The 24,724-nt window shown below is 69.9% G+C and carries 29 protein-coding genes; 19 read left to right on the top strand and 10 right to left on the bottom strand.

The features are described 5' to 3' along the window. Positions 1-384: 384 nt before the first annotated feature. Positions 385-1,017 carry a uracil phosphoribosyltransferase gene (gene upp / locus BWO91_RS16285; RefSeq protein ID WP_064294620.1) on the bottom strand — a complete coding sequence of 211 codons (633 nt, stop codon included), beginning with the start codon at positions 1,015-1,017 and terminating at the stop codon, positions 385-387. Between the two features lie 51 nt (positions 1,018-1,068). Between upp and tadA the strand changes: the two genes are divergently transcribed. The 3 genes from tadA (at position 1,069) to proC (ending at position 3,735) form a co-directional block, all read left to right on the top strand. Further along, on the top strand, positions 1,069-1,545 hold the full coding sequence (gene tadA / locus BWO91_RS16280; RefSeq protein WP_079003300.1) for a tRNA adenosine(34) deaminase TadA: 477 nt from the start codon (positions 1,069-1,071) through the stop codon (positions 1,543-1,545). 111 nt (positions 1,546-1,656) lie between these two features. After that, complete coding sequence (locus tag BWO91_RS16275; protein ID WP_079003299.1) at positions 1,657-2,844, top strand: MarP family serine protease; 1,188 nt, start codon at positions 1,657-1,659, stop codon at positions 2,842-2,844. A gap of 48 nt (positions 2,845-2,892) precedes the next feature. Then, positions 2,893-3,735, top strand: a complete 843-nt coding sequence (gene proC / locus BWO91_RS16270) for a pyrroline-5-carboxylate reductase (RefSeq protein ID WP_079003298.1) — start codon at positions 2,893-2,895, stop codon at positions 3,733-3,735. A gap of 16 nt (positions 3,736-3,751) precedes the next feature. Here the strand turns inward: proC and BWO91_RS16265 are convergent, their stop codons facing one another. Both BWO91_RS16265 and BWO91_RS16260 read right to left on the bottom strand, forming a co-directional pair. Continuing rightward, on the bottom strand, positions 3,752-4,255 hold the full coding sequence (locus BWO91_RS16265) for a GNAT family N-acetyltransferase (protein ID WP_079003297.1): 504 nt from the start codon (positions 4,253-4,255) through the stop codon (positions 3,752-3,754). Beyond that, the gene (locus BWO91_RS16260; protein WP_079003296.1) at positions 4,252-4,851 is read right to left on the bottom strand and encodes a TetR/AcrR family transcriptional regulator; all 600 of its coding nucleotides are present in this window, start codon (positions 4,849-4,851) and stop codon (positions 4,252-4,254) included. Before BWO91_RS16260 ends, BWO91_RS16265 begins: the two co-directional genes overlap by 4 nt. Positions 4,852-4,914: 63 nt before the next feature. Between BWO91_RS16260 and BWO91_RS16255 the strand changes: the two genes are divergently transcribed. After that, positions 4,915-5,373 (top strand): GNAT family N-acetyltransferase, encoded by a 459-nt coding sequence (locus BWO91_RS16255; RefSeq protein WP_079003295.1) that lies wholly within the window; start codon positions 4,915-4,917, stop codon positions 5,371-5,373. Between the two features lie 37 nt (positions 5,374-5,410). Here the strand turns inward: BWO91_RS16255 and BWO91_RS16250 are convergent, their stop codons facing one another. Both BWO91_RS16250 and BWO91_RS16245 read right to left on the bottom strand, forming a co-directional pair. Then, positions 5,411-6,082: a potassium channel family protein gene (locus BWO91_RS16250; protein WP_056013885.1), complete on the bottom strand. Its 672-nt coding sequence runs from the start codon at positions 6,080-6,082 to the stop codon at positions 5,411-5,413. Then, the gene (locus BWO91_RS16245; protein WP_079003294.1) at positions 6,075-7,517 is read right to left on the bottom strand and encodes a TrkH family potassium uptake protein; all 1,443 of its coding nucleotides are present in this window, start codon (positions 7,515-7,517) and stop codon (positions 6,075-6,077) included. Before BWO91_RS16245 ends, BWO91_RS16250 begins: the two co-directional genes overlap by 8 nt. A 72-nt stretch (positions 7,518-7,589) precedes the next feature. Between BWO91_RS16245 and BWO91_RS16240 the strand changes: the two genes are divergently transcribed. The 4 genes from BWO91_RS16240 (at position 7,590) to BWO91_RS16225 (ending at position 9,108) form a co-directional block, all read left to right on the top strand. Next, a complete protein-coding gene (locus BWO91_RS16240; RefSeq protein ID WP_064294613.1) occupies positions 7,590-7,994 on the top strand; it encodes an ArsR/SmtB family transcription factor in 405 nt (134 codons plus the stop codon). A gap of 127 nt (positions 7,995-8,121) precedes the next feature. Beyond that, positions 8,122-8,316, top strand: a complete 195-nt coding sequence (locus BWO91_RS16235) for a helix-turn-helix domain-containing protein (RefSeq protein WP_064294612.1) — start codon at positions 8,122-8,124, stop codon at positions 8,314-8,316. A gap of 139 nt (positions 8,317-8,455) precedes the next feature. Further along, positions 8,456-8,554: a 30S ribosomal protein bS22 gene (locus BWO91_RS16230; protein ID WP_003792170.1), complete on the top strand. Its 99-nt coding sequence runs from the start codon at positions 8,456-8,458 to the stop codon at positions 8,552-8,554. Between the two features lie 245 nt (positions 8,555-8,799). Continuing rightward, positions 8,800-9,108 carry a hypothetical protein gene (locus tag BWO91_RS16225; RefSeq protein ID WP_064294611.1) on the top strand — a complete coding sequence of 103 codons (309 nt, stop codon included), beginning with the start codon at positions 8,800-8,802 and terminating at the stop codon, positions 9,106-9,108. Between the two features lie 42 nt (positions 9,109-9,150). Here BWO91_RS16225 and BWO91_RS16220 read toward each other — a convergent pair whose 3' ends face one another. Further along, a complete protein-coding gene (locus BWO91_RS16220; RefSeq protein WP_064294610.1) occupies positions 9,151-9,450 on the bottom strand; it encodes a helix-turn-helix domain-containing protein in 300 nt (99 codons plus the stop codon). Positions 9,451-9,642: 192 nt separating this feature from the next. On the opposite strand from BWO91_RS16220, the gene BWO91_RS16215 reads away from it, so the two are divergent. Both BWO91_RS16215 and BWO91_RS16210 read left to right on the top strand, forming a co-directional pair. Beyond that, entirely contained in the window at positions 9,643-9,903 is a 261-nt protein-coding gene (locus tag BWO91_RS16215) for a glutaredoxin family protein (RefSeq protein WP_064294609.1), read from the top strand. Between the two features lie 40 nt (positions 9,904-9,943). Further along, entirely contained in the window at positions 9,944-10,252 is a 309-nt protein-coding gene (locus tag BWO91_RS16210; protein WP_064294608.1) for a Dabb family protein, read from the top strand. Between the two features lie 17 nt (positions 10,253-10,269). Here the strand turns inward: BWO91_RS16210 and BWO91_RS16205 are convergent, their stop codons facing one another. The 3 genes from BWO91_RS16205 to aspS form a co-directional block, all read right to left on the bottom strand. Then, the gene (locus tag BWO91_RS16205; protein WP_079003293.1) at positions 10,270-11,046 is read right to left on the bottom strand and encodes a putative protein N(5)-glutamine methyltransferase; all 777 of its coding nucleotides are present in this window, start codon (positions 11,044-11,046) and stop codon (positions 10,270-10,272) included. A 92-nt stretch (positions 11,047-11,138) separates the two neighbouring features. Continuing rightward, positions 11,139-11,591, bottom strand: coding sequence for a flavodoxin domain-containing protein (locus BWO91_RS16200; RefSeq protein ID WP_079003292.1), 453 nt, complete (start codon positions 11,589-11,591; stop codon positions 11,139-11,141). 18 nt (positions 11,592-11,609) lie between these two features. Beyond that, positions 11,610-12,950, bottom strand: a complete 1,341-nt coding sequence (gene aspS, locus BWO91_RS16195) for an aspartate--tRNA(Asn) ligase (RefSeq protein WP_064294605.1) — start codon at positions 12,948-12,950, stop codon at positions 11,610-11,612. An 85-nt stretch (positions 12,951-13,035) separates the two neighbouring features. Between aspS and BWO91_RS16190 the strand changes: the two genes are divergently transcribed. Genes BWO91_RS16190 through ccsB form a run of 5 tightly spaced genes read left to right on the top strand, consistent with a single transcriptional unit; the run spans position 13,036 to position 17,722 of the window. Then, entirely contained in the window at positions 13,036-13,671 is a 636-nt protein-coding gene (locus BWO91_RS16190; RefSeq protein ID WP_079003291.1) for a histidine phosphatase family protein, read from the top strand. After that, the gene (locus tag BWO91_RS16185) at positions 13,671-14,279 is read left to right on the top strand and encodes a TlpA family protein disulfide reductase (protein ID WP_064294603.1); all 609 of its coding nucleotides are present in this window, start codon (positions 13,671-13,673) and stop codon (positions 14,277-14,279) included. Before BWO91_RS16190 ends, BWO91_RS16185 begins: the two co-directional genes overlap by 1 nt. Then, positions 14,276-15,022, top strand: coding sequence for a cytochrome c biogenesis CcdA family protein (locus tag BWO91_RS16180; protein ID WP_064294602.1), 747 nt, complete (start codon positions 14,276-14,278; stop codon positions 15,020-15,022). Before BWO91_RS16185 ends, BWO91_RS16180 begins: the two co-directional genes overlap by 4 nt. Continuing rightward, on the top strand, positions 15,006-16,670 hold the full coding sequence (gene resB, locus BWO91_RS16175; protein WP_079003290.1) for a cytochrome c biogenesis protein ResB: 1,665 nt from the start codon (positions 15,006-15,008) through the stop codon (positions 16,668-16,670). The genes BWO91_RS16180 and resB overlap by 17 nt, the downstream gene beginning before the upstream one ends. Further along, entirely contained in the window at positions 16,667-17,722 is a 1,056-nt protein-coding gene (gene ccsB, locus BWO91_RS16170) for a c-type cytochrome biogenesis protein CcsB (protein ID WP_079003289.1), read from the top strand. Before resB ends, ccsB begins: the two co-directional genes overlap by 4 nt. Positions 17,723-17,777: 55 nt before the next feature. Here ccsB and BWO91_RS16165 read toward each other — a convergent pair whose 3' ends face one another. Then, positions 17,778-18,755: an o-succinylbenzoate synthase gene (locus BWO91_RS16165; protein WP_079003288.1), complete on the bottom strand. Its 978-nt coding sequence runs from the start codon at positions 18,753-18,755 to the stop codon at positions 17,778-17,780. Positions 18,756-18,817: 62 nt separating this feature from the next. Between BWO91_RS16165 and BWO91_RS16160 the strand changes: the two genes are divergently transcribed. The 4 genes from BWO91_RS16160 to BWO91_RS16145 all read left to right on the top strand — a co-directional run bounded on the left by BWO91_RS16160 (position 18,818) and on the right by BWO91_RS16145 (position 24,714). Beyond that, the gene (locus BWO91_RS16160) at positions 18,818-20,305 is read left to right on the top strand and encodes a hypothetical protein (protein ID WP_079003287.1); all 1,488 of its coding nucleotides are present in this window, start codon (positions 18,818-18,820) and stop codon (positions 20,303-20,305) included. A 16-nt stretch (positions 20,306-20,321) separates the two neighbouring features. After that, positions 20,322-21,248, top strand: a complete 927-nt coding sequence (locus BWO91_RS16155; RefSeq protein WP_064294597.1) for a 1,4-dihydroxy-2-naphthoyl-CoA synthase — start codon at positions 20,322-20,324, stop codon at positions 21,246-21,248. 57 nt (positions 21,249-21,305) lie between these two features. Next, a complete protein-coding gene (locus BWO91_RS16150; protein ID WP_079003286.1) occupies positions 21,306-22,466 on the top strand; it encodes an AMP-binding protein in 1,161 nt (386 codons plus the stop codon). Positions 22,467-22,572: 106 nt separating this feature from the next. Further along, entirely contained in the window at positions 22,573-24,714 is a 2,142-nt protein-coding gene (locus BWO91_RS16145) for an acyltransferase family protein (RefSeq protein ID WP_240555551.1), read from the top strand. Positions 24,715-24,724 lie beyond the last annotated feature (10 nt).

Here is a 24,724-nt window from a genome sequence, read left to right as displayed (position 1 = left end):
GGGTGCGGACGGGGTGCGTCCGGGAGTCGGCTCACCTGGTGGGGGAGCGGCGGACTCGGAGGTGCTGGGAGCAGTGGAGCGGATCCGTGTGGACCGCTACCGGTGCTGGAGGAGTCGGATCAGCGACACATTCGACAGCACATGACAGCGCGGCCGGGCATCATCATGCCGGCGTTCCCAGGGGCCTCGAAGGAGGTCGGGGTGGGCGCGTTGGTCGTCATAGTCCGCAATACAACAGGAATCCCCCGGATCCTGTCAAGTGCGAGCAGAAGATGACGTTCTGTTACTCGGGGATTGCCAGCTGGCGGCACAACTGAGATGAGGCGGATCGCCGTCCATCGCGGGGATGGACGGCGATCCGCCTCATGTCGGCGGGAGCAGGGGTCAGACGACGCCGTAGAGGCGGTCGCCGGCGTCGCCGAGGCCGGGGACGATGTACCCGTTCTCGTCGAGCTTCTCGTCGAGGGCGCCGAGGACGATGGTGACGTCCTTGCCTGCCGTCTCGGCCTCGAGGCGCTCGAGGCCCTCGGGGGCGGCGAGCAGGCAGATGGCGGTGACGTGCATCGCACCGCGCTGGAAGAGGAAGTCGATCGCCGCCGCGAGCGAGCCACCGGTCGCGAGCATCGGGTCGAGCACGAAGCACTGGCGGTCGGACAGGTCGTCGGGGAGGCGCTCCGCGTATGTGGTGGGTTCGAGGGTCTCCTCGTTGCGCACCATGCCGAGGAAGCCGACCTCCGCGGTGGGGAGCAGCTTCACCATGCCCTCGAGCATGCCGAGGCCGGCCCGCAGGATCGGGACCACGAGCGGACGCGGCTCGCTGATCTTGACGCCGACCGTCTCGGTGACGGGCGTCTGGATCGTGATCTCCTCGACCGTGACGCCGCGCGTCGCCTCGTAGGCGAGCAACGTGACGAGCTCCTCGGTGAGGGCACGGAACACCGGTGAGGGTGTCGTCTTGTCGCGGAGCACCGTGAGCTTGTGGGTGATGAGTGGGTGGTCGGCTACGTGCACTCGCATACGATCAATCTAGTCGCTCGCGCGGCGACCAGGATTTCGGGGAGATGACGGATGCACGCACCGGCCGAGTTCGCCGTGTGGATGGACCTCGCCGTCGCCGAGGCCGAGGCGGCCCTCGCCAGCGACGACGTCCCGGTGGGCGCGGTCCTCGTCGCCCCGGACGGCACGGTCGTCTCCGTCGGGCGCAACGAGCGCGAGCTGCACACCGACCCGACCGCCCACGCCGAGGTGGTCGCTATCCGCGCCGCCGCGGCCGCGCTGGCCGACTGGCACCTCACGGAGCTGACGCTCGTCGTCACGCTCGAACCCTGCGTGATGTGCGCCGGCGCGATCCTCGCCGCCCGGATCCCGCGGGTCGTCTTCGGGGCCTGGGACGAGAAGGCCGGCGCGGTCGGTTCCGTCTACGACGTCCTACGCGACCGGCGACTGCAGCACCGCGTCGAGGTCTACGCGGGCGTGGAGGCCGAGCGCTGCTCGACGCTCCTCACCGACTTCTTCCGGGGCGCGGACGGCGTCGGAGCCTCCTGAGGGCGCAGGCGGCCCCGGAGATTTCCATGCGTCGACAGGATCGCTGATCGGATGCGGCTGCTCCCAGCACTTCCGGAGCCCGTTGTCGGCGGGTGATGGCAGGATCGCAGGATGCAACCCGGCGTGATCCTCGACATCATCCTCGTCGTCGTCCTGATCGGCTTCCTGATCCGCGGGTGGCGTGCGGGGCTCCTCGGGAGCCTCGGCGGGCTCGTCGGGCTGGCGGCCGGTGGGGTCGGCGCGTTCTTCGCGATCCCGCTCGTCGCCTCGTGGGTGCCGGACGCGGCCTGGCGTGGCTGGGCGGCCGTGGCGGCGGCGGTGGTCGTCCTCGCCGTCGGCTACACGATCGGTGCGTTCATCGGCGGGGCCATCGGCTCCGTCGTCCGCAAGACCCCGCTGCGCGGTCTGGAACGGCTGCTCGGCGCCGCCCTCAACCTCGTCGTCACCGCGCTCGTCCTCGTGACCGCGGCACTCGGTGTCGGCTCCCTCGGCATCCCGCTGCTCGCCCAGGCGGTCGGGTCGTCCGCGGTGATCGGCACGATCGACCGCGTCACGCCCGTGCAGGTGAAGAGCACGCTCGCGCAGCTCCGCTCCACGGTGGTCGACGGTGGGGCCCAACGCGTCATCGAGGCGTTCGGCGGAACCGCGGACGTCCCCGCCGCCCCGCAGCTCGACACCTCGACGACGGCGCTGCAGACGGCCTCCGCGTCCGTGGTGCGCATCAGCGGCACCGCCGAGTCCTGCTCGCGGAGCCTCACCGGAAGCGGCTTCGTCTTCGCCGACGACCTGGTCATGACGAACGCGCACGTCCTCGCCGGCGTGACGAACCCGGTCGTCGAGGTCCCGGGGTCCATGCCTCGGGAAGGGCGGATCGTCTACTTCGACCCGGTCGACGACCTCGCCGTCATCCGCGTCGACGACCTCGGCGCCCGATCGCTGCCGCTCGCACCGAATCCGGCGCCCGGATCGAACGCCGTCGTCGCCGGGTATCCGTTCGGCGGCCCGTACACGGCCGGTGGCGCGCAGGTCATCGTGGTGGGGCCGAGCCTCGTCGCCGACATCAGCGGGAACAACCCGACGAGCCGTCAGGTCGTGACGCTGTCCGGGACGGTGCAGCCGGGCAACTCCGGTGGCCCGCTGCTCACCGAGTCCGGTGAGGTGGCGGGCGTGATCTTCGCCCGCGATGCGAACTCCGCGCCGGTCGGCTACGCGCTCGCGATGGACGAGGTCCTGCCCGTCGTCGCGCTCGCCGGGTCACTGCAGTCCGCGGTCCCGTCGGGCGCCTGCCTCGCCGACTGAGTCGGCCGCGCACGTGCCGCCGAGCATGCAGGTGCCTAGACTCGCAGGGTGAGTGAAACGATCAGCCTGCCCAGCATCGCCATCCTCGGAGCCGGTTCGATGGGAGGGGCCGTCCTCCGCGGTCTCGTCCAGCCGGGTGTCGAGGTCGACGGTGGCATCACGGTGACGAACCGGACCATCGCCAAGGCGGAGGCTCTGGCCGAGCTGCCGGGCGTCACCTCGATCGCCCTCGAGCAGGACGCCGACGGCAACCGACGGGCGGCAGCCGCGGCGAAGATCGTCCTGATCGGCGTGAAGCCCTACCTGGTCGCCGACCTCCTCGCCGAGATCGCCGACACGTTGCAGCCGGGCACCATCGTCGTGAGCCTTGCGGCCGGCATCCGCGGTGCGGCCTTCGAGGCCGCCCTGCCGGAGTCGGTCTCGGTGTTGCGTTCCATGCCGAACACTCCGTCCTACGTGGGGCTCGGCGTCACCGGGCTCGCGCCGGGTACCCGGTCGAGCGAGGACGACCTCGCCATCGTCACCGCGCTCTTCGAGACCGTCGGCCAGGTGGTCGTCATCCCCGAATCGAAGATCGACGCCCTCAGCGCCATCTCCGGTTCCGGTCCGGCGTACGTCTACTACCTCATCGAGGAACTGACCCGCACGGCGATCGGCCTCGGGTTCACCCCCGAGCAGGCGTCCGTGATGGTCGACGGCACCTTCCGTGGCGCGACGGAACTCCTCGCGACGACGGGGGAGAGCGCCGAGCAGCTGCGGATCAACGTCACGAGCCCCAAGGGGACGACGGAACGGGCGCTCGCCGTGCTCGCCGAGGCGGGCTTCAGCGAGACGTTCGACCGTGCTGCGGCAGCCGCCATCGCACGCGCCGAGGAGCTGTCGGCGTCCTGACCCGACGGCGGCCGGATCAGTCGAAGGACCGCACGAAGCAGTCGAGGCCGGGTCTGCCGTCCCAGGACGCGACCGCGACGAAGCCGGACCGTCGGTAGAGCGCGATCGCGGCGGAGCGCCAGCGCCACACGGAGAGACGGACGGCGACGTCGCCCCGCTGCCGGGAGACGGTGGTCGCGGCCTCGAGCAGGGTTGCGGCAACGCCCCTGCGACGAGCGTCGGGGGCGACCCAGAGTCGCTTGAGCTCCGGCGACGGGCCGTCCGTCAGGACGACGCAGCCGAGCACCAGGTCGTCCTCGACGGCCAGGAGGACCTCGTCGGAGGCGAAGGCCGTGCCCGGGTCGGTGATCTCGGCCCGGTAGCGGTCGGGGAGGGTGGTCGTCGGAGCGGGCTCGTCCGGACGCGGTTCTCGGCCGAGGAGCTTCTCATGCTCGGTCCGGCGGTGGTACTCCTCGAGGAGCCCGGCGAACCGCTCCCGGTGATGAGCCGGAGCATCCGCCCACCGTTCCACGACGATCATGCGTGGCTCGTCCCGTCGAGCCCGAGGACGAGCAGCAGCCGGTCCAGGGCGGCGAGCTGGGCCGCGGCGTCGTAGTAATCGTCGTCGGCTGTGCTCAGGGTGCTGACACCCTCGATGAATCCGACGACGACGTTGGCCGTCGCGGTGACCTCGGCCTCGGTGAGCTCGGGGCGGATCTCGGCCACGAGCCGGCGGGTGCGCGCGACGAACACACCATGACCCGCACGGTGCCGTTCGGCCAGCACCTCGTCGTCGAGCGCCGCCGCGAGGTAGCCGAGCCAGACCCGGGCCTCCTGGCGCGTCTCGTCCGTGAGGGACAGGGCCTGCCGGAGGACGGCGCGCAGAGCGTCACGCGGGGTCTCCGCTGCGGCTTCGAGCGCCTCGGTCCGCGCGGCCGTCCGCTCGTGGAGCAGATCGCGAGCGTGCAGCAGGAGCGCGCGCTTGTCGGGGAAGCGATGCAGGACGAGGCCGGTCGTGCACCCGGCCCGCTCCGCGACCGCGCGGAGGGTCAACCCGTGCGGCCCGCGTTCGCCCAGCACCTCCCAGACCGCGCGCGAGATCCGCGCCTGGGCCGCTGGGTCCTTGGTTCTTGCCATGTCGTGATCACCTCGGAACCGATGTTACCGTAATGCTTGTTATGGAATGACTGGAGAACGCGAATGACGATCAGGATCAGCCGGGTGGCCTGGGACGACGAGGCGGGCACCGTGCTGCGGGCCGCCCAGCGCCGCGAACTCGACGCCCGCTACGGGAGCGACGATCACGAACCCGGCACACCGCCGACCGCAGCCGACATCACGCTCTTCCTGCTCGCCAGTGACGTCGACGACACCCCGCTGGGCTGCGGCGGCCTGCGGATGCTCGGTGAGGACCGGGCGGAGATCAAACGCATGTTCGTCGTGCAGCAGGCCAGGGGGACCGGCGTCGCCACTGCGCTCCTGCGGGCACTGGAGGACGAAGCGCGGTCGCTGGGTCTCGGTGAGCTCCTCCTCGAGACCGGCACGGAACAGCCGGACGCGATGCGGTTCTACGAGCGCGAGGGATACCACCCGATCGAGGCGTTCGGGGTGTACGTCGACGAGCCGCAGTCACGCTGTTACGCGCGCAGCCTGAGCTGACGGGGCTGTTACGCGCGCAGCCTGAGCTGAGGGGGCCTCAGCCCTCGAGCGAGGCGAAGCGCTCGATGTCGGCCGACGTGCCGGAGACGATGATGAGGTCGTGGTTCGACACGACGGTGTCTGCGGTCGCGTAGGTGAAGGGCTTCCCCGGTGACTTCACCCCGACGACGGTGATCCGGTACTTCGTCCGGACACCCGACTCCGTCAGGTTCAGCCCGCGGATGGGCTTCGGCGGGTACATCTTGACGAGCGCGAAGTCGTCGTCGAACTGGATGAAGTCGAGCATGCGGCCCGACACGAGGTGGGCGACGCGTTCGCCGGCCTCGCGCTCGGGGTAGATGACGTGGCTCGCCCCCACTCGGGCGAGGATCTTGCCGTGCGACTGCGAGACGGCCTTGGCCCAGATCTGCGGGATCTTGAGGTCGACGAGGTTGGCGGTGATGAGCACGCTCGCCTCGATCGAGGAGCCGACCGCGACGACCGCGACCGAGAAGTCCTGCGCGCCGATCTGCCGGAGCGCCTCGATGTTCTTCGCGTCGGCCTGCACGGTGTGCGTGACCCGGTCGGACCACTTCTGCACGAGATCGGAGTTGTCGTCGATCGCGAGCACCTCGCGGTCGAGCCGGTCGAGTTCGCCGGCGCAGGCCGCACCGAACCGACCGAGTCCGATGACGAGGACCGGGGCGTCGTGCTTGATGCGGTCAACCAACGATGGGCCTCTCTTCGGGACGTTTGAACAGCTGGCCGCTCTGACTCGCGGCCACGGCTGCAGCGAGTGTCACTGTACCAACGCGGCCCAGGAACATGGTGACGGCGAGGACGTACACCCCGGCGTCGGGCAGGTCCGCGACGAGGCCGGTGCTCAGCCCGACGGTCGCGAAGGCGGAGATGACGTCGAACAGCACGTGGTCGAGCGGAGCCTTGGTCATCTGCAGGATGACGATCGTCGACAGGGCCACGATCGTCGCGCCCCAGAGGACGACGCTCACCGCGACGCGGAGCACGTCCTGGGGGATCCGCCGGCGGAAGACCTCCACGCCCTCGCGGCCGCGGGCCTCGGCGAACGCCGCCAGGAACAGGACGGCCAGCGTCGTCACCTTGATCCCGCCGGCGGTCGAGGCGGAACCACCGCCGATGAACATGAGCATGTCGGCGACGAGCAGGGTCGAACCGTTGAGGTCGCCGATGTCCACCGTGGAGAAGCCTCCCGACCGGGTCATGGCCGACAGGAAGAACCCCTGGAAGATCGTGTCCCAGAGGTTCCATTTGTTCCAGGTCTCAGGGTTGTTGAACTCGAGCAGGATGAAGGCGAGCGCCCCGGCGAAGAACAGGATGATCGTCGTGACGAGCGTGAGCTTGACGTGCAGCGACCAGCGGCTCGGCCGACGGAAGTTGCGGCTCAGCGCGTAGATGACCGGGAAGCCGATGCTGCCGAGGAAGACCCCGAGCATGAGGATGCTGAGGAACCAGTAGTCGTTCTCGAACGCCGCGAGGCCCTCGGCGTTCGGCGTGAAACCGGTGTTGGTGAAGGCCATGGCCGCGTAGTAGACGCTGTTCCAGGCGGCGTCCCAGGGATTGATGCCGTCGAGCAGCATGCGCGGGAAGAGCAGGACCGCCAGTGCCGCCTCGATCACGAGCGCGCTGACGGCGACGGTGACGAGCAGGTTGCCGATCTCCCCGAGGCGGACCGCCTGACCCTCGGCGACGGGGCCGTGGTGCGACCGCAGCGGGTTCGTGTCACTCGCCGCCATGAGCTTCTGGCGGAGCCCGAGTCGTCGGGCGATCACGAACCCGAGGATCGAGGCCAGGGTCAGGACGCCGAGCGCGCCGATCTGGACGCCGATGAACACGAGCACGTGACCGAAGAGGGACCAGTGCGTGGCCATGTCGACGGTCGAGAGCCCGGTGACGCAGATGACGGAGACGGCGGTGAAGAGCGCGTCGGCGATCGGGGTCACCTGGCGGTCGGCGCTCGCGATGGGGAGTGAGAACAGCATCGTGAAGACGAAGATCAGGAAGCTGAACACGAGGATGGCGAACCGGGAGGTCGACTTCGCCGCGAAGTCGCTGACGGCCTCCCGGACCCTCGCGAGGCCGTGGCGCACGATGATCTCGGGACGACGACCCATGGCATTGCCGCTCATCTGACCCCTCAACACCTCAGGACTGCGCCGGAGGCAATGGTACTCCGTGCGCTCCATCACTATCGTTGGACCATGGCCGACATTTTCGACGTGATCGCTGACACCACCAGGCGGGACATCCTCGCGCTGCTGCTCGAACGGCACGGTGGCACCGGGACGAGCGTCTCCGAGATCGTCGCCCAGCTCGGCCTCAGCCAACCGACGGTGTCGAAGCACCTCAAGGTCCTGCGCGAAGCAGAGCTCGTGGAGGTGCGCGAGGAGGGCCAGCACCGCTATTACAGCCTGGACTCGGCGCCGCTCGAGGACGTGGAGGACTGGCTCATCCCGTTCCTCAGCGTCGACTACCAGGACGACGGTGTCGATTTCGCGGCGTTGTCGCTGCCGGACCAGGCCAAGGCGGTCGCCGGATCGGTCGGCAAGGTCGCGGCGGACGTGACCCACGCGGTGCAGTCGGTCACGAAGAAGCTCCGCCCCTAGCCGGGCCTCGCATACCGTTCACACAGGGGATGTACAGGGCGGGCGTCGGACCTCTAGAGTTGCCATGCGGCGTTCCGGTCCTCGGGGCGCCGTTCAAGCAGGTTTCCAGAGGCGTAGGAGGGGTTCGATGACGCAGGACACTGCCGACGTCCGCTTCCTCACCGTGGCCGAAGTCGCCGAGATGATGCGGGTGTCCAAGATGACCGTGTATCGCCTGGTGCATTCGGGGGAGCTCCCGGCCATCCGGTTCGGGAAGTCGTTCCGAGTGCCGGAGACCGCCGTCGACGCCGTCCGGCAGCGCCCGGTCGCCGACGCCGGCTGAGGCGTTCCCCGCTCCTAGCAGCCTGCAGGCGTACGGCGTGTGAACGACGCGCGCTGCAATCGGCTAGACTGGCAACAAGACTTGTTCTCTTCGGTCGCGATCCCTGCGGCCAAGCCCCCCAATTCTGTGAGGTAAATCCGTGGGTTCTGTTATCAAGAAGCGCCGCAAGCGTATGGCGAAGAAGAAGCACCGCAAGCTGCTTCGCAAGACCCGTCACCAGCGCCGCAACAAGAAGTAGCCGGCTGCTCCGTTCGGAGCGCCTGACGACTCTTCGTCCACCGGAAGCGCCTGCCCAATGGGGTACGGCGCTTTCTGGCGTTGTCGAGGTGATCGTCTCGTCGCCGGTCGTGGCGTGGGATCCCCGCGGGTCGAGCGGCGTCGAGGTTCCTCCACAGGCGAGGCCGGAGGGGACTGATCCACAGCGCGTCGCGGCACGCGATCCGTCGGCCCGAGATCGTCGGCGGTCCTTCGTACGGTGTTCGCATGACCCGCGATCTTCCTCCAACCGCCCGCCGCAACCGACGCGAGCTCGCGTACCGGGTGCCGTTCGTCGTCGAACGAGACGACGCGCCTCGCTATCGACTCCGGAACGTCGGTGACGAAGCCGTGCACTGGGTCGTGCTGCGCCTGAACGGGCCCGGACTCCTCGCCCCACTGGAACCGTGTCGCCTGACGCCTGGCAGCGCTCTGGAGTTCGAGGTGTTGGGCACCGAGTTGGCCCGCGCGACCAGTGTGCAGGTGTCCTGGTTCCGTCCCGGCGGTCACCAGTACCTCTGGCGGGTCACCTTCTGACGGACGCCATCCGGTGGAGGGGAGTGGTCTCCGATGCGCGGATCAGCGTTCCTGGTCGCGGCGAGCGGCCAGCAGGTCGCGGGCCGTCAGCTTGTGCGCCCGGCCCGGGTACATGTCCGCGTTGAGGCCCGTGATGAACGGGGCCGGGTCGAGGTCGAGCGCGGTACTCAGTCGGACGAGCGTCTCCACGCTCGGGTGCACCTGCCCTCGCTCGATCTTGCCGATGTTCGTCCAGTGCATCCCCGCCAACACGCCCAGGTCCTCGAGGGTCAGCTGTCGCTCGTTGCGGGCGGCCCGCAACCGCTCGCCGAGGATGGTCGCGGCTTCCGAATGTGTAGGCATCACTCAATGACAACGGACCTCGACCGGCGCATGCCAGAGCGTCTGTGTCGGGTGGATCCGCAACCTATGGTTCTGGATCCTGGGTTCAACGGCATCATCATTCCGGCATCGTCCCAGATGTCGTCGAGAAACACCACACGTGTCGGGTCCCTGGACGTGCTGCGGCCTCGAGCACCCCGTACAGTTGAGGAGGTGTCCACTCTGCACGTCACGCTCATCGGTAAGCCCGGCTGTCACCTCTGCGACGACGCGCGAGCCGTGATCGACGAGGTGGTCGCAGGTCTCCCGTCCGACGGCCCCACGATCGAACGCGAGGAGCTCTCGATCCTCGACGATCCGGCGCTCCACGACCGCCACTGGGAGGAGATCCCCGTCGTCCTCATCGACGGCAGGGTCCACAACTACTGGCGCATCGACCCCGACCGTCTGCGGTCCGCGCTGCTCGCCGACTGATCCGCACGACCATCCATCCACATCGACCCTTGGGGGCCCAGTGACCATCCGCCACATCGTCAGCTGGAAGCTGGCAGCAACGGACGAGGCCGAGCGCGACGCGGCGTTCGCCACGATGCAGTCCGAACTCGAGGCACTCGCCGGGTTCATGCCGGACGACATCGAGCGCCTCCAGGTCGGACGCAACATCGCCTACCCGGAGAGCAACTGGGACGTCGTGCTGGTCGGCGACTACCCGAGCCTCGAAGCCTTGGAGCGCTACCAGGTCCACCCGGAGCATGTCCGCGTGGTGCAGATCGTCCGCCAGCTCGTGGTCGAGCGCTCCGCGGTCGACTTCCAGCTCGACTGAGCCGGCACCCGCAGGGCTCAGGCCATGACGCCGACGGCCACGGTGCCGTCGAGCTCGTCGTCGCGGACGATCGACGCCGAGAGGCCCGCCGCCCGCATGAGCGTTGCGGTCTCGGGAGCCTGACGTTCGCTCGTCTCGATCAGGATGGCGCCGGTCGGCGCGAGCCAGTCCGGGGCCTGCGCGATGATCCGACGCTGCACGTCGAGCCCGTCGGCACCGCCGTCGAGCGCGATCACGGCCTCGTGCTCCCGAGCCTCCGGGGGCATCGTCACCATCGACGCCGTCGGGACGTAGGGGGCGTTCGCGAGCAGAAGGTCGACGCGCCCCGCGAGCACCCCGGGCAGCCCGTCGAACAGGTCTCCGCGCAGGGCGTGCCCACCGAGCGGCTCGAGGTTGCGCTGTGCGCAGTCCACCGCGGCGAGGTCGATGTCCGACGCCCAGACGTCGATGGGGCCGGGCGCCTCGGTGAGGAGCGCACTCCCGACGGCCGCGGCACCGCAGCAGAGCTCGACGACCACCGAACCCTTCCGGAGGCGCGGGAGGGCGACGTCGACCAGGAGCTCGGTGCGTCGCCTCGGCACGAAGACCCCGTCCTCGACGACAACCCGGCGGCCCCGGAACGCGACCCAGCCGAGGACATGCTCGAGCGGCCGGCCGGCGACCCGTGCCGCGACCATCCGTTCGAGTCGATCCGGATCATCCGATTCGGCGAGGAGGAGAGCCGCCTCGTCCTCGGCGAAGACGCACCCCGCCGCACGAAGGCGCAGGACCACGGATTCGGCGGTCGCGTTCATCTGGCCTACACCCCTCGCCCACCTGCGACGGACGCCGCACGGTCGGTGCGAGTCACGCTACCGTCGCGTCCGGGCTCGCACCAGAGCGGTGGTCAGAGCTGTTCTGCTGCGGCGAGCACGCCGGGCAGCCAGGCGAGCGCGACGTCCTTCTTGCGCTCGAACCCGCCGTCGTCGTGCAGACCGAACTCACCGAACCGGGTCGCGCCGTGCTCGGTGAGCAGGGCGTCGAGCAGCGAGCTGCCCTGGTTGTACGTGTCCTCGTAGCTGCTGTCGCCCAGCCCGAAGATGGCGTACCGGAGCCCGTCGAGTTCCACGTCGGACTCCTCGAGCGCCTCGTAGAAGATCTGGCCGGTCTCACCGAGGAGGCCGTCGCCGTACGTCGACGTGATGAAGATGTGGATCTCGTCGGTCGACAGCTCCGCAGGGTCGACGTCGCCGAGGTCGACGACGCGCCACTGGTGCTGAGAGCCGATGGCCTTGCCGAGGTCGCCGGCGAGGCGTTCGGCGTTGCCGGATTCGGTCCCGTACAGGATGACGATCTGCATGGCGTCCTTCTTGCGGGGTTACGGGGCGAGGCGGGTCGGGCCGCGGAACAGGTAGGTGACCTCGCGGATGGAGGTCTCGTGCAGCATGAGCATGAGCACGCGGGCGAGGCCCATGCCGAAGCCGCCGTGCGCCGGGACGCCGTAGCGGAAGAAGTCGAGGTAGAACTCGAGCTCCTCGGGCTCCAGGCCCTTCTCCTTGGCCTGCTCGACGAGGACGTCGACGCGATGCTCGCGCTGTGCGCCCGTGGAGATCTCGACGCCGTTGTAGATGAGGTCGTAGCTGTTCGTGAGCGAGCCGTCCTCGGCGTTGCGCATGTGGTAGAACGGCCGGATGCTCGACGCGTAGTCGGTCAGGAAGACGAAGTCGTGACCGAAGGTCTCCTTGACGTAGGCCGCGATCTGACGCTCGCCCTCGGGGTCCATGTCGTCGTCGGCGCGGGGGATCTCGTAGCCGCGCTCGGCGACGATGCGCTTGGCCTCGGCCAGCGGGATGCGCGGGAACGGACGCGACGGGACCTCGAGCTCGATGCCGAAGAGTTCGGAGATCTGCTCGCCGTGCTTGTCCTTGACCGCCGTGAAGCCGGCGACGAGGAGCTCCTCGTGCAGCTGCATGACGTCCTCGTGGGACTCGATCCAGCTGATCTCGGCGTCGACGCTCGTGAACTCGGTCGCGTGTCGGCTGGTGAACGACGGGTCGGCGCGGAATGCGGGTCCGACCTCGAACACCTTGCCGAAGCCGGCGGACTGCGCCATCTGCTTGAAGAACTGCGGGGACTGCGCGAGGTACGCCTTGCCCTCGAAGTAGTCGACCTCGAAGAGCTCGGCGCGCGACTCGCTCGCGCTCGCCATGAGCTTCGGGGTGTGGATCTCGATGAAGTCGTTGTCGATCCAGTACTGACGCAGTGCGTGCTCGAACGTCGTCTGGATGCGGAAGATCAGGGCCTGCTTCGGCTGGCGCAGGTCGAGGAAGCGCCAGTCGAGCCGCTTGTCGAGCGAGGAGTCCGCAGCGATCGGCGTCTCGGGGTTGGCGGCGGTGACGACCTCGAGCGTGGCGACCTTGACCTCGATGCCGCCGAGCTTGACGCGCTCGTCGTGCTTGAGCTCGCCGGTGACGGTGATGAAGGAGCCGTGCGCGAGGGCGGAGATCGCCTCGGTGGTGGCGAGGCGGTCGGCGGAGCCCTCGACCTCCGGGTCGACCTCGCGGACGGCCGGGTTCACCAGCTGGACGGCGCCGCTCTCGTCGCGGAGGACGACGAACTGCACCTTCTTCTGGTCGCGGACGGTCTCGACCCATCCGGAGACGGTGACGGGACCGTCGGACAGGGCGGCCAGGTTCTTCACAACGACGCGTTCACTCACCCCGACAGCTTAGCCGTCGCTCGTGGCTCGGACCTGGACGGAGGTCACGGTGAATCCGCAGCTTGGGGAAACGTACACTTGGAGGGTGGTAGCCGACCAGATCCATCTCGTGCGTCACGGCGAGGTGCACAATCCTTCTCGTGTGCTCTACGGTCGACTCCCCGCATTCCGACTGTCCGAGCTCGGTGAGCGCATGGCGCAGGCGGCCGCAGACGACCTCGTGAGCCGCGACCGCACGGTGGGTGCGCTCTACGCGTCCCCCTTGCAGCGCACGCAGGAGTCCGCCGCGCCGGTCGCCGCCGCGTTCGGGCTCGCCGTCGTCTCCGAGCCGCGCGTGATCGAACCGTTCAACGAGTTCGAGGGCAAGCGCATGAGCCGCGCCCTGAAGAACCCGCTCAACTGGCCCAAGCTCCGCAACCCGTCCCGTCCGAGCTGGGGTGAGCCGTACGCGTCGATCGTCAACCGCATGACCGCGGCCGTCGAGGACGCCTGGCGCGCGACGCCGTCGGGAGACGTGGTCATCGTCAGCCACCAGCTGCCCATCTGGATGCTGCACAGCTCTGTGGTCGGGGCGCCCTATCGTCACGACCCGCGGAAGCGACGGTGCGCCCTGTCGAGCATCACCAGCTTCGAGCGGACCGAGCAGGGCTTCGTCGAGGTCGGCTACGTCGATCCGGCCGCCCGTCTGTCGTCCGGCGCGACAGATGTCGGGGCCGTCTGATGGCCCGCCGATCGAGGACGTTGGCCGTCGCCGCCGTGTTGGCGGTCGGGGCACTCCTGCTCACGGCGTGCGGGAGCGACCCGCTCGCCGAGCAGTATCGCGAGGGCAGCAGCAAGGGGTACGTCGCGGGCGACGGCAGCGTGACCGAGGTCGCGCTCGACGACCGTGGCGAGTCGATCAGCTTCTCGGGCGTCGGCGAGGACGGCGAGCAGATCTCCTCCGCGGACCACGCGGGCCAGGTCATGGTCGTGAACTTCTGGTACGCCGCCTGCGCACCCTGCCGCGCGGAGGCGAAGGATCTGCAGGCGCTCAACGAGGCGTACACCGACCAGGGCGCCACCTTCATCGGGGTCAACGTCCGCGACACCGCCGACACCGCGAAGGCGTTCAACGGCACCTTCGGCATCACCTACCCCTCCATCCTCGACGTCGACAGCGGGGAGGCGAAGCTCGCCTTCACGGGCAGCGTCCCGCCGAACGCGGTGCCGACCACCATCGTCCTCGACGCCCAAGGTCGGGTCGCCGCACGCATCCTCGGGCAGCTGCAGGACCGCACCATCCTCGACACCCTCATCCGCGACACGATCGCCGAGAGCGCCCCAGAGTGACCCCCGGCGAGCTCGTCTACGGCGGCCAGCTCCTCGTGGCGATCCCGATCGCCATCGCGGCCGGTCTGCTGTCCTTCCTCTCGCCGTGCGTCCTGCCGCTCGTCCCCGGCTACCTCGGATACGTCGGCGGCATGACGACGGTCGAGGAAGGGCGCTCCGGTGCGGGTCGCCGGCGCGTGTTGCTCGGCGTCAGTCTCTTCATCCTCGGCTTCACCGTCGTGTTCGTGGCGATCGCGGCGTTCGTCGGGACGATCGGCGCCTGGTTCGTCGAGTGGGAGGGCGTCATCACCCGCGTCCTCGGTGCGGTCGTCATCCTCATGGGGCTCATCTTCATCGGCCAGTTCTCCCGGCTGCAGCGCACGGTGCGCACCAGCTGGGCACCCGCCACGGGCCTCGCCGGCGCGCCGCTGCTCGGCTTCGTCTTCGCCATCGGCTGGACGCCCTGCCTCGGCCCGACGCTCACCGCGATCAGCGCGCTCTCCCTCTCGGGCGGCTCCGCGTGGCGCGGAGCGCTCCTCGGGCTGTTCTACTGCCTCGGTCTCGGTATCCCCTTCCTGCTCGTCGCACTCGGACTCGGTTGGGTCACGGGGTCGTTGGCGTTCCTCAAACGGCACATCCGCACGATCAACATCATCGGCGGCGTGCTCCTCATCGTGATCGGTGTGTTGATGGTGTCTGGTCTCTGGTCCGCTTGGATGTACTCGTTGCAGGGGGTGATGAGCGGCCTTGTCACGCCCCTCTGATCACATCGACTCCGCCGCACCGGCTCCGGCCGACGGCATCAACCAGCCGAAGCTCGGGTTCGTCGGTTGGCTCCGCTTCTTCTGGCGTCAGCTCACGAGCATGCGCACGGCGCTCTTCCTGCTGCTGCTGCTCGCCATCGCCGCGGTGCCCGGATCGCTCGTCCCGCAACGGTCGAGCGACCCGAACGGCGTCACCCAGTACTTCACCGACAACCCGGACCTCGCGCCCATCCTCGACAAGGTGCAGGCGTTCGACGTCTACAGTTCGGCCTGGTTCTCCGCGATCTACCTGCTGCTGTTCATCTCGCTCATCGGCTGTGTGATCCCGCGGACGAAGCACCACTGGCTCGCCCTGCGCTCCCGCCCGCCGCGGACGCCCGCGCGCCTGTCTCGGCTCTCCGCGTTCGAGCGTCGCAGCGACGACAGCGGCGCGACCGCCACCGAGCTCATCGACGACGCGACGAAGCAGTTGAAGCGCCAGGGCTACCGCGTCGAGCGTTACGACGCCGAGGGGTCCGCATCGGTGTCCGCCGAGCGCGGCTTCCTCCGCGAGACCGGCAACCTGGTCTTCCACTCGGCCCTCGTCGGCATCCTCGTGACGGTCGGTTTCGGCGGCGGCTTCGGCTTCTCCGGTCAGCGCGTGCTCGTCGAGGGACAGACCTTCGTCAACACCCTGCTCGACTACGACTCCTTCAACCCCGGCCGCTTCTTCAACGAGTCGGAGCTCGCCCCCTACAAGTTGACGCTCGACGAGTTCGGCGTCACGTACGAGACCGAGAACCTCGACGCGTACGGTCAGGCGATCGACTACCGCGCGAAGGTCACGACGACCTCGCCCGGCGGGAAGCCGCAGGACGCGACGATCAAGGTCAACGATCCGCTGCGGTTCGAGGGCACCGACGTCTACCTGCTCGGCAACGGCTACGCGCCGACGATCACCGTCCGTGATCCCGAGGGCAAGGTCGTGTTCAGCGACTCCATCCCGTTCCTGCCGCAGGACGCCCAGCTCACCTCGCTCGGCATCGTCAAGGTCCCGGACGGTCTGGCTGAGCAGCTCGGCATGATCGGGTTCTTCTATCCGACCCAGGCCGCGTCCAAGCCGCCGTTCTTCTCGTCCTACCCCGACCTCGCCTACCCGGTGCTGACGCTCAACGTCTACTCCGGCGACCTCGGCATCAACGCCGGTGCTCCGAAGTCGGTCTACGCGCTCGACGTCGACGACATGAAGCAGCTCACGGGCGGCGACACCGGCGTCGAGTCGATCGAACTCACGCCTGGCCAGATCACGGACCTCCCCAACGGCCTCGGCACGGTGTCCTTCGACAACGTCGCCGCCAACCCGTCGACCGAGAACTACGCCGGCTCCGTCAAGCGGTTCGCCTCGTTCGACGTGCACCACGACCCGACCCAGCTGTGGGTGCTCGCGTTCGCCATCCTCGCCCTGTCCGGCCTCATCACCTCGCTCTTCGTCGCCAGACGCCGCGTCTGGGTGAAGGCCGTGACCGGGAGCGACGGCACCGTCTCCCTCGAATACGCCGGGCTCGCCCGCGGCGAGGACCCCGGCCTCGAAGCGGCCGTCGCGGCGATCGCCGAAGCGCACAGTCCAACGCCTGTCCCGTCCGAACCCGAAGGTAGAATCACCCCGTGACCCTCGTCGAAATCTCGAACCTCTGCCTCTGGTCGGCCGTCGCCGTCTACGCGCTGGCGTTCATCGCCTTCACGTTCGACCTCGCGCGCCGCAGCGCCGAGGTCACCGCGGCGATCGACGCGACCGAGCGGGCCGAGCTGGAACGGTCGGCGGCCGCCGAGGAACGCGTCGGCGCACTCGCCTCCGCGGCGTCGCGGACGGCCGCACCGATCGTCACGAGCGACGGTGTCCCGCGCAAGAACCGCCGTCCCGCGGACGAGCCCGAGCAGCAGGCGTCGCGCAAGTCGCCGAGCCTGCGGGTCGGGGTCTCGCTCACGGTCATCGCCTTCCTGCTCCACCTCGTCGCGGACGTGACGCGCGGTATCGCCGCCGGTCGTGTCCCATGGGCGAACATGTACGAGTTCGCGATGACGGGCACGCTGCTCATCGTCGCGGTGTTCCTCGTGGTCATCGCGCGCGTGGACCTCCGGTTCCTCGGCAGCTTCGTGATCGGCCTCGTGACCGTGCTCCTCGGCCTTGCGACCGCGAACTTCTACGTCGAGGTCGTGCCGCTGCCGCCGGCGCTGCAGTCGGCGTGGCTCGTCATCCACGTGTTCGTCGCGAGCCTCGGTACGGCGTTCTTCGCCATCGGCTTCGCGTTGAGCGTCGTGCAGCTCCTGCAGGGGCGTCGTGAGCGTCGGCTCGGGCTCGTGCAGCCCACCCAGGGCTCCGGGCGTCTCCGCTTCCTGCTCACCCTCCCGAGCGCGGAGCGTCTCGAGAACCTCGCCTACCGCGTCAACATCATCGGCTTCATCTTCTGGACGTTCACGCTCATGGCCGGTGCCATCTGGGCGGAGCGCGCGTGGGGTCGGTACTGGGGCTGGGACACCAAAGAGGTGTGGACCTTCATCATCTGGGTGATCTTCGCCGGGTACATCCACGCCAGGGCGACGCGCGGCTGGCGCGGATCACGGGCGGCCACGCTCGCGATCATCGGCTTCAGCGCCGTGATGTTCAACTTCGTCGTCGTGAACGTGTTCTTCAAGGGTCTGCACGCCTACAGCGGCCTGTAGGTCTCCGACGCACCGGTCCCTGAGCCTCTTTCCGGTCCCTGAGCCTGTCGAAGGGCTAGCCGAGCAACGCGTGGGTGCGGCGGAGTCGGTCGAGCCACCACGCCGTGCGCTCCGGTGACGCCGTGAAACGCTCGAGGAGATCGGCGTCCACCTCGACGCGCCGGACGGCGATGCCGCCGTCCACGGGATCGAGCGGGGCGGTCGTCACGTCGCCGCCGAGGAGCGCGGTGGTGGCGAGCCCGCAGTCGTAGTCGAGTTCCGGCAGGGCCGCCGCGAGGTGGGCACCCATGGAGATGCCGACGGAGGTGTCCAGCGCGCTCGAGACGACGATCGGCAGGCCGGCCTCGCCCGCGATGCGGAGCGCGGCGTGCACGCCGCCGAGGGGCTGCGCCTTGACGACGAGCAGGTCGGCGGCGCCGGCGCGAGCCACGGCCAGGGGGTCCTCGGCTTTGCGGACGCTCTCGTCCGCCGCGATGGCGACGTCCAAGGAGGAGACCCGTTCGCGGATCTCGGCGAGTTCCGCGACGGTCGCGCAGGGCTGCTCGACGTACTCGAGGTCGAAGGGTTCGAGGGCGCGGATGGCGTGTTCGGCCTCGTCGACGTTCCAGTTGGTGTTGGCGTCCACACGGAGTCGACCCTCGGGTCCGATGGCCCGCCGGACGGCGGCGACTCGCGCGACGTCGTCGGCGAGCACCTGCCCGCGCTCGGCGACCTTCACCTTCGCAGTGCGGCAGCCCGGGAAGCGCGAGAGGATCGACGGGACGTCCGCCGCGTCCACGGCTGGAACCGTCGCGTTCACGAGGATGCGATCCCGGTAAAGGGGTGGGAGGTCCGACCAGCCGAAGTCGATGGCGGCCCGGAGCCACGCGGCCGACTCCTGGTCGTCGTACTCGACGAAGGGGGAGAACTCCGTCCACCCGGCGGGCCCGCGGAAGAGGACGGCCTCGCGGGTGTCGATGCCCCGGAACCGGACGCGGAGGGGGATGGAGACCACGCGGGCGGTGGCGAGGACGTCGTCGAGGTTCGCTTGCATGTCCCCATCCTGCACCCGGAGGTCGGAAGCCGTCGCGGGACGCCCGTGACACAATCGATCCCGTGCCGCTGTTCTCCCGACGCAAGCCGATGCCCGGCGATCGGCGAAGCGTGCCCGCGGACGAACCCGCCGCCTTCTCGGTGCCCGAGCCGATCTTCGAGCGGAGTCCCGAGGCCGAGGTGCCCCCGGTGATCGAGGAAGCGCCCGGCGGATCCTCGGACGAGCCGCGCGATCCGAACGCCCCGCCGATCCCCGGGGCGCCGCCGGTGGCCGCGTCCTCGACCGCGCGAGTGCCAGCCGCCCCGGAGCGCACGCCCGAGGAGCTGGAGGCGGAGACCGCCAGGTTCCGGCGTCCGGGGTCCCGAGGACGACGGACACCGCGGGAGCCCGCATCGCGGAAGCCGTCGTCGCGTCGGCGACGGAAGGCGGCGGAACGCGCGGCCACCTCGCAACCGGAGGTCGCGGCGATCCCCGCCGACGACGGCGAGCGGACTCCGGCGGCGCGCCCGCCTGCCGCCGGTGCATCCCCGACGGGTCTGGACGAACCCGGCGCGCGGAGTCGGGGTGTCGTCGCCTCCTTTTCCCCGCTCGCCCTGCTCGGCGCGGTGGTGGCGGTGACGCTCTTCACCGTCCTGCTGGCCGTCAGCTACCGGCCCGGCGAGGGGGCCTGGGCCATCCTCGTGGCGTTCGCCCTCGTCGTCGTCGTGCAGATCGTGCTGCTCGTCGGGAGTGTCATCGTCATCCGCCGGAAGGTGCGGCGCCGCTGGGGCGTGCTGGCGCTGGTGCTCCTCCTCGTCGTCAATCCGGCCACGGCGATGGCGGTCGGAGGTCTCTCCACGGACCGGGCGGGGGACGGCTCCTCCGCCGGCGGCAGCGGCGACGAGGAGCACGACCCGATCTGGGACACCTACCCTGGGTCCGCCTACGTCGACGCGAGGGAGACCCTCGACGGGCCGAGCTACGAGGACTTCGTCGGGACGTCCGACGAGATGCTCGCGGAGATCCGGACGGCGTTGACCGCGGAGTTCGGATTCGACTGGGTGGAGCGACAGCCCGCCGAGACGGAAGTCGATCAGAACGGGTACGGCGGGGACTCCATGCTCTTCGAGTACACGGCGCCGGTGTGGCAGACGACGACGACCGTGCGCACCTTCGAGGAGAAGTCGCGGGTGGTCGAGCTCATCCGACAGGTCCTGCTCCGCTACGGCATCGCGAACCTCGACATGCAGAACGCGCCGTCCTCCTGGCGTGAGCCGGGCGAGCTCACCGAACGGTACGGTGGCGAGACCCTCGACACCCAGGCGCTGTGGGATCTGCACACCTACAACGCCATCACGGGGGCCGGCGACTTCCGGACGAGCATCGTCGATCTCACGCTCGACTCGGCCGGCACGGTCGCGAAGGACCGCGAGTTCGACGTCGACTATTCCGACATGGCGGCGGAGGGCATCGAGCTGCACCTCGACTCCTACGCGCTCCTGAAGGAGGCGGACCGCGCCGACTACCTGGAGGCGCTCAAGCCCTACGCGGATCTCGACAAGCCGAAGTAGTGCCTAGGCTGGACGCATGAGCGATCGAGTGTCCGAACTGTTCGACCCGGAGATCTGGGACGTCGTACCGGGGTTCGAGGACCTCACTGATCTGACGTACCACGTCGCGCGCGAGGGCGGCTTCGTGCGCATCGCGTTCGACCGCCCCGAGGTGCGCAACGCCTTCCGCCCGCACACCGTCGACGAGCTGTACCGCGCGCTCGACCACGCGCGCCAGAGCCCGACCGTCGGTGTGGTGCTGCTCACCGGGAACGGTCCGAGCGCGAAGGACGGTGGCTGGGCGTTCTGCTCGGGCGGCGACCAGCGCATACGCGGTCGCGACGGCTACCGGTACGCGAGCGACGACGCCGCGGACGACGAGACGGCGAGCGGCATCGACGCCGCGCGCAACGGCCGCCTGCACATCCTCGAGGTCCAGCGGCTCATCCGCTTCATGCCGAAGGTCGTCATCAACCTCGTGCCCGGATGGTCCGCGGGTGGCGGGCACTCCCTCGGCGTCGTGTGCGACCTGTCGATCGCGAGTCGGGAACACGCGCGGTTCAAGCAGACCGACGCCGACGTCGGTTCCTTCGACGCCGGGTACGGGAGCGCGTATTTCGCCAAGCAGGTGGGCCAGAAGTTCGCCCGTGAGGTGTTCTTCCTCGCCCAGGAGTACGACGCGGAGCGCGCGCTGCAGGCGGGCGCGATCAACGCGGTCGTCCCGCACGCCGAGCTGGAGCAGACCGGGGTCGCCTGGGCCCGCACCATCCTCGGCAAGTCGCCGACCGCCATCCGCATGCTCAAGTTCGCCTTCAACGCCGTCGACGACGGTCTCGTCGGCCAGCAGGTCTTCGCAGGCGAGGCCACCCGCCTCGCGTACGGCACCGACGAGGCGGTGGAGGGACGCGACGCCTTCCTGGAGAAGCGCAAGCCGGACTGGGCTCCGTTCCCCTGGCAGTTCTGAGCTCCGAGACGCCGAGGGGGCGGCGGAGCACCGACGTACCCGGCGTACGCTGAATCCATGACCCGTCAGCTGCTCCCCGTCGACGCGTCCGCCTCGGCGATGCTCGCGGCCCTGGAGACGGCGCTCGACGGTTCCGGACCCGCGGTCCTCCCGATGCAACACGGATCGTCCGCGGCACCGGCCGTGGTCGACGACCGGGTGGCCCTCGTGATCGAGACCTCCGGTTCGACGGGTGTGCCGAAGCGGGTCGCCCTCACGGCCGACGCCCTCCTGGCCAGCGCGGCGGGTTCCGCGATGGCTCTGGGTGGCCCTGAGGCCCACCGCCGTTCGTCCCAGTGGATCCTGGCGCTCCCGACGCACTACATCGCCGGCGTCAATGTGCTGCTCCGGTCGATCGTCGCCGGGACCAGGCCGATCGAGACCCCGGCTGGATCGTTCGACGCCCGGGCGTTCCGCGGACTCGTCGAGCGGCTCGACGCCGATGACGGTTTCGTCGCCCTCGTGCCGGCGCAGCTGCGCCTGCTCGTCGACGCCGCCGAGACGAGCACCTCCGTGCGCGACGCGCTCGCCGGACTCGCCGGGCTGCTCGTCGGGGGACAGGCCACCCCCGCTCCGCTGCTCGAGCGGTCCGCAGCGCTCGGCATCCGCGTCGTGCGGAGCTACGGTTCCAGCGAGACGTCCGGCGGCTGTCTCTACGACGGCGTGCCGTTCCCCGGTGTCGAACCCCGGCTGGCGGACGGGGAGCTCCTCCTCGCCGGGCCGGTGCTCGCCGAGGGCTACCTCGGCGAACCGGACCGCACGGCGACCGCCTTCCCGGACGACGGCGGCCGACGGTGGTACCGCACCGGCGACACCGCCGAGTTCGTCGACGGCGTCGTCCGGGTGACCGGGCGGGCCGACAACGTGATCATCAGCGGCGGGGTGAACATCTCCCTCGACCGTGTGCAGGCGGTCGTCCGGTCGGTGCCGGGGCTGGCCGAGGCCGTCGTCGTCGCCGTCCCCGATGAGCGGTTCGGCCAGGCGTCCGTGATCGTGACGGGGGTCGGGACCTCCTCGGACCAACGCGCGGACGACGCGCTGCTGCAGACCGCCCGAGACGCCGTCGCGGAGGCGCTCGGCCGCCCGGCGCGCCCCGCCCGGCTGCTCCGTCTGGCCGAGCTGCCGCTGCTCGCGAGCGGCAAACCCGACCTCGTCGCACTCCGCTCACGACTGGGTTGAGCCCGTCCTCCGCGTGACTGCGAGGGCCGGTTTGCAGGCGGTTGTCGCATAGGGCATGCTCTCCCATGCGTGTCGACGAGCGACCGCAGCCGGGGGACGACGATAGGTGACAACGGGGACCGACACGGGCGCTGCGCCCACGAGGCCGACCACGGCGTTCCGCGCCGACATCCAGGGGATGCGGGCGCTCGCGGTGACCGCGGTGATCCTCGCCCACGCGACCGGCTGGGCGGCCGGCGGCTTCGTGGGCGTGGACGTGTTCTTCGTGATCTCCGGCTTCCTCATCACCGGGTTGCTCCTGCGCGAGCACGAGCGTTCCGGACGGATCTCCCTGCCGGCCTTCTTCGGGCGGCGGATCAAGCGGATCCTGCCCGCGTCGCTCGTCGTCCTGGCCGCGACCGTCGCGCTGGCGTCGTGGCTCTTCAACGCGCCGCGGGCGCTCGCGACCTGGTGGGACGCGGTGTCGGCCGCGCTGCTCGTCTCGAACTGGCGCTTCGAGGCGTCGGGCACCGACTACTTCCACGCGACGGACGCCGCGTCACCGCTGCAGCACTTCTGGTCCCTCTCGATCGAGGAGCAGTTCTACCTCGTGTGGCCGGTGCTGCTCCTCGTCCTCCTCGCCGTCGCGGCCCGCGGAGCCCGACCCGTGATGCGCTCGCGCCTCGTCGTCGGTGGCGTCCTCGTCGTCCTCATCGCGGCCTCCTTCGCCGTCGCCGTGTGGCAGTCGGGGGCGGCCCCGCAGGCCGCCTATTTCGCGACCGGCGCGCGCGTGTGGGAGCTGGGGGCCGGCGCACTCCTGGCCGTGTCCGCACCGCTCCTCGGCCGGCTGCCGCTGGCGCTCCGGGTGGTCGCCGGATGGGCGGGGCTCGTCGGCATCGTCGCATCCGCACTGCTCATCACCGGGTCGATCGGGTTCCCCGGTCCCTGGGCGGTCGCCCCCGTCGCCGCCGCGATGCTGGTCATCGCCGCCGGGACCGGGGCCGGTCCCGCGTACCCGCGCTGGATGTTCCCGCTCACGAACCCGCTGAGCCGTGGCGTCGGAGCGATCTCCTACTCGCTCTACCTCTGGCACCTCCCGATCCTCGTGTTCGTACCGATGCTCGTCCCCGACACCGCCCTCAGCACGGTCCCGGGTATGCTCGGGCTCATCCTCGGGGTCTCGGTGCTCTCCTTCCTGCTCATCGAACAGCCGTTGCACCGCACGCCGCTCGTGGGTTCCTTCCACGGCGACCGCGACGCCAGGGACGCCGCCTGGACCGCCTGGCGCGAGCGGTTCGCCTCCCAGTTCCTCTACTCGGCGGTCGGGCTCGTGATCGTCGCCGGGCTCGCGGTGATCGCCATCGGCCCCGCGCTCCGCATGCCGGTGGCCACCGGGGGACCGGCGGCAATCGCGGCACCGGCGGGAGACCCGCTCCAGGGCATCGCCGCCGAGCTGCAACTCGCGAGCCAGGCTTCCGCATGGCCCGACAACCTCTCGCCGAGCCTCGACGACGCGATCCGCGCGACCTCGAGCACCAACCCCGCCCGGGCTTGTTTCGACCTGGGTTCGACGCCCGACGACGGCTCGTGCACCTGGGGGGATGCCGCTGCGCCGAAGCACGTCTACCTCGTCGGCGACTCGACCGCGCTCGCCTACGCGCCGGCGTTCCGGGCCATCGCCGATCAGAGCGGCGGGGCCGTACGGATCACCACCATCGGTCTGTACGGGTGCCGCTTCACGCAGGATCTCATCCAGAACAGCGGCGCGGGGGTGATGGACGACTGCCCGACCCGGAAGCACGACATCGCCGAACGCATCGCCGCGGACCAGCCCGACCTCGTGATCGTCTCGAACGCGTTCGCCGCAGGTCGCACCACCGACGGCCGATCGCTCGACACGACGTCGATGGTCGCGTCGGCGCTCGCCGAGACTGCGGGCTATCAGGTCCCCGGCCGCGTCGTGTTCCTCGCGCCGCCGCCCCTCGGCGCGGATCTCGGGTCCTGCTACTCGAGGGTGTCCAGTCCGCAGGACTGCGCCGTCGGCGTCGACGCGGCCTGGAACGACTTCGCGGCGGCGACCGAGTCCGCGGCCGCCGCGGCCGGCGAGCGCTTCGTCTCGTCGCTCCCGTTCAGCTGTGCGGATGGCGTCTGCCCGGCCTTCGCCGGGACCACGCCGACGAAGTACGACAGCGTGCACCTCACCCCGGCGTTCGCCGAGCACATCGCCCCGGCGGTCCTCCAATCCCTCCAGGCCGCCGGAGCTCTGTGACGCCGTCCGC

Source organism: Plantibacter flavus (assembly GCF_002024505.1).
GTDB classification, from domain to species: Bacteria; Actinomycetota; Actinomycetes; order Actinomycetales; family Microbacteriaceae; genus Plantibacter; species Plantibacter flavus_A.
The sequence above is the reverse complement of the archived record's forward strand: the minus strand, read 5'-3'. Positions and strand labels throughout refer to the sequence as shown.

Excerpts from the sequence above, each read along its gene's own strand:
- upp (WP_064294620.1), bottom strand. The coding sequence starts at position 1,017 with ATGCGAGTGCACGTAGCCGACCACCCACTCATCACCCACAAGCTCACG.
- tadA (WP_079003300.1), top strand. The coding sequence starts at position 1,069 with ATGCACGCACCGGCCGAGTTCGCCGTGTGGATGGACCTCGCCGTCGCC.
- BWO91_RS16275 (WP_079003299.1), top strand. The coding sequence starts at position 1,657 with ATGCAACCCGGCGTGATCCTCGACATCATCCTCGTCGTCGTCCTGATC.
- BWO91_RS16265 (WP_079003297.1), bottom strand. The coding sequence starts at position 4,255 with ATGATCGTCGTGGAACGGTGGGCGGATGCTCCGGCTCATCACCGGGAG.
- BWO91_RS16260 (WP_079003296.1), bottom strand. The coding sequence starts at position 4,851 with ATGGCAAGAACCAAGGACCCAGCGGCCCAGGCGCGGATCTCGCGCGCG.
- BWO91_RS16255 (WP_079003295.1), top strand. The coding sequence starts at position 4,915 with ATGACGATCAGGATCAGCCGGGTGGCCTGGGACGACGAGGCGGGCACC.
- BWO91_RS16245 (WP_079003294.1), bottom strand. The coding sequence starts at position 7,517 with ATGAGCGGCAATGCCATGGGTCGTCGTCCCGAGATCATCGTGCGCCAC.
- BWO91_RS16240 (WP_064294613.1), top strand. The coding sequence starts at position 7,590 with ATGGCCGACATTTTCGACGTGATCGCTGACACCACCAGGCGGGACATC.
- BWO91_RS16235 (WP_064294612.1), top strand. The coding sequence starts at position 8,122 with ATGACGCAGGACACTGCCGACGTCCGCTTCCTCACCGTGGCCGAAGTC.
- BWO91_RS16225 (WP_064294611.1), top strand. The coding sequence starts at position 8,800 with ATGACCCGCGATCTTCCTCCAACCGCCCGCCGCAACCGACGCGAGCTC.
- BWO91_RS16220 (WP_064294610.1), bottom strand. The coding sequence starts at position 9,450 with ATGCCTACACATTCGGAAGCCGCGACCATCCTCGGCGAGCGGTTGCGG.
- BWO91_RS16205 (WP_079003293.1), bottom strand. The coding sequence starts at position 11,046 with ATGAACGCGACCGCCGAATCCGTGGTCCTGCGCCTTCGTGCGGCGGGG.
- BWO91_RS16200 (WP_079003292.1), bottom strand. The coding sequence starts at position 11,591 with ATGCAGATCGTCATCCTGTACGGGACCGAATCCGGCAACGCCGAACGC.
- BWO91_RS16185 (WP_064294603.1), top strand. The coding sequence starts at position 13,671 with ATGGCCCGCCGATCGAGGACGTTGGCCGTCGCCGCCGTGTTGGCGGTC.
- BWO91_RS16165 (WP_079003288.1), bottom strand. The coding sequence starts at position 18,755 with ATGCAAGCGAACCTCGACGACGTCCTCGCCACCGCCCGCGTGGTCTCC.
- BWO91_RS16155 (WP_064294597.1), top strand. The coding sequence starts at position 20,322 with ATGAGCGATCGAGTGTCCGAACTGTTCGACCCGGAGATCTGGGACGTC.
- BWO91_RS16150 (WP_079003286.1), top strand. The coding sequence starts at position 21,306 with ATGACCCGTCAGCTGCTCCCCGTCGACGCGTCCGCCTCGGCGATGCTC.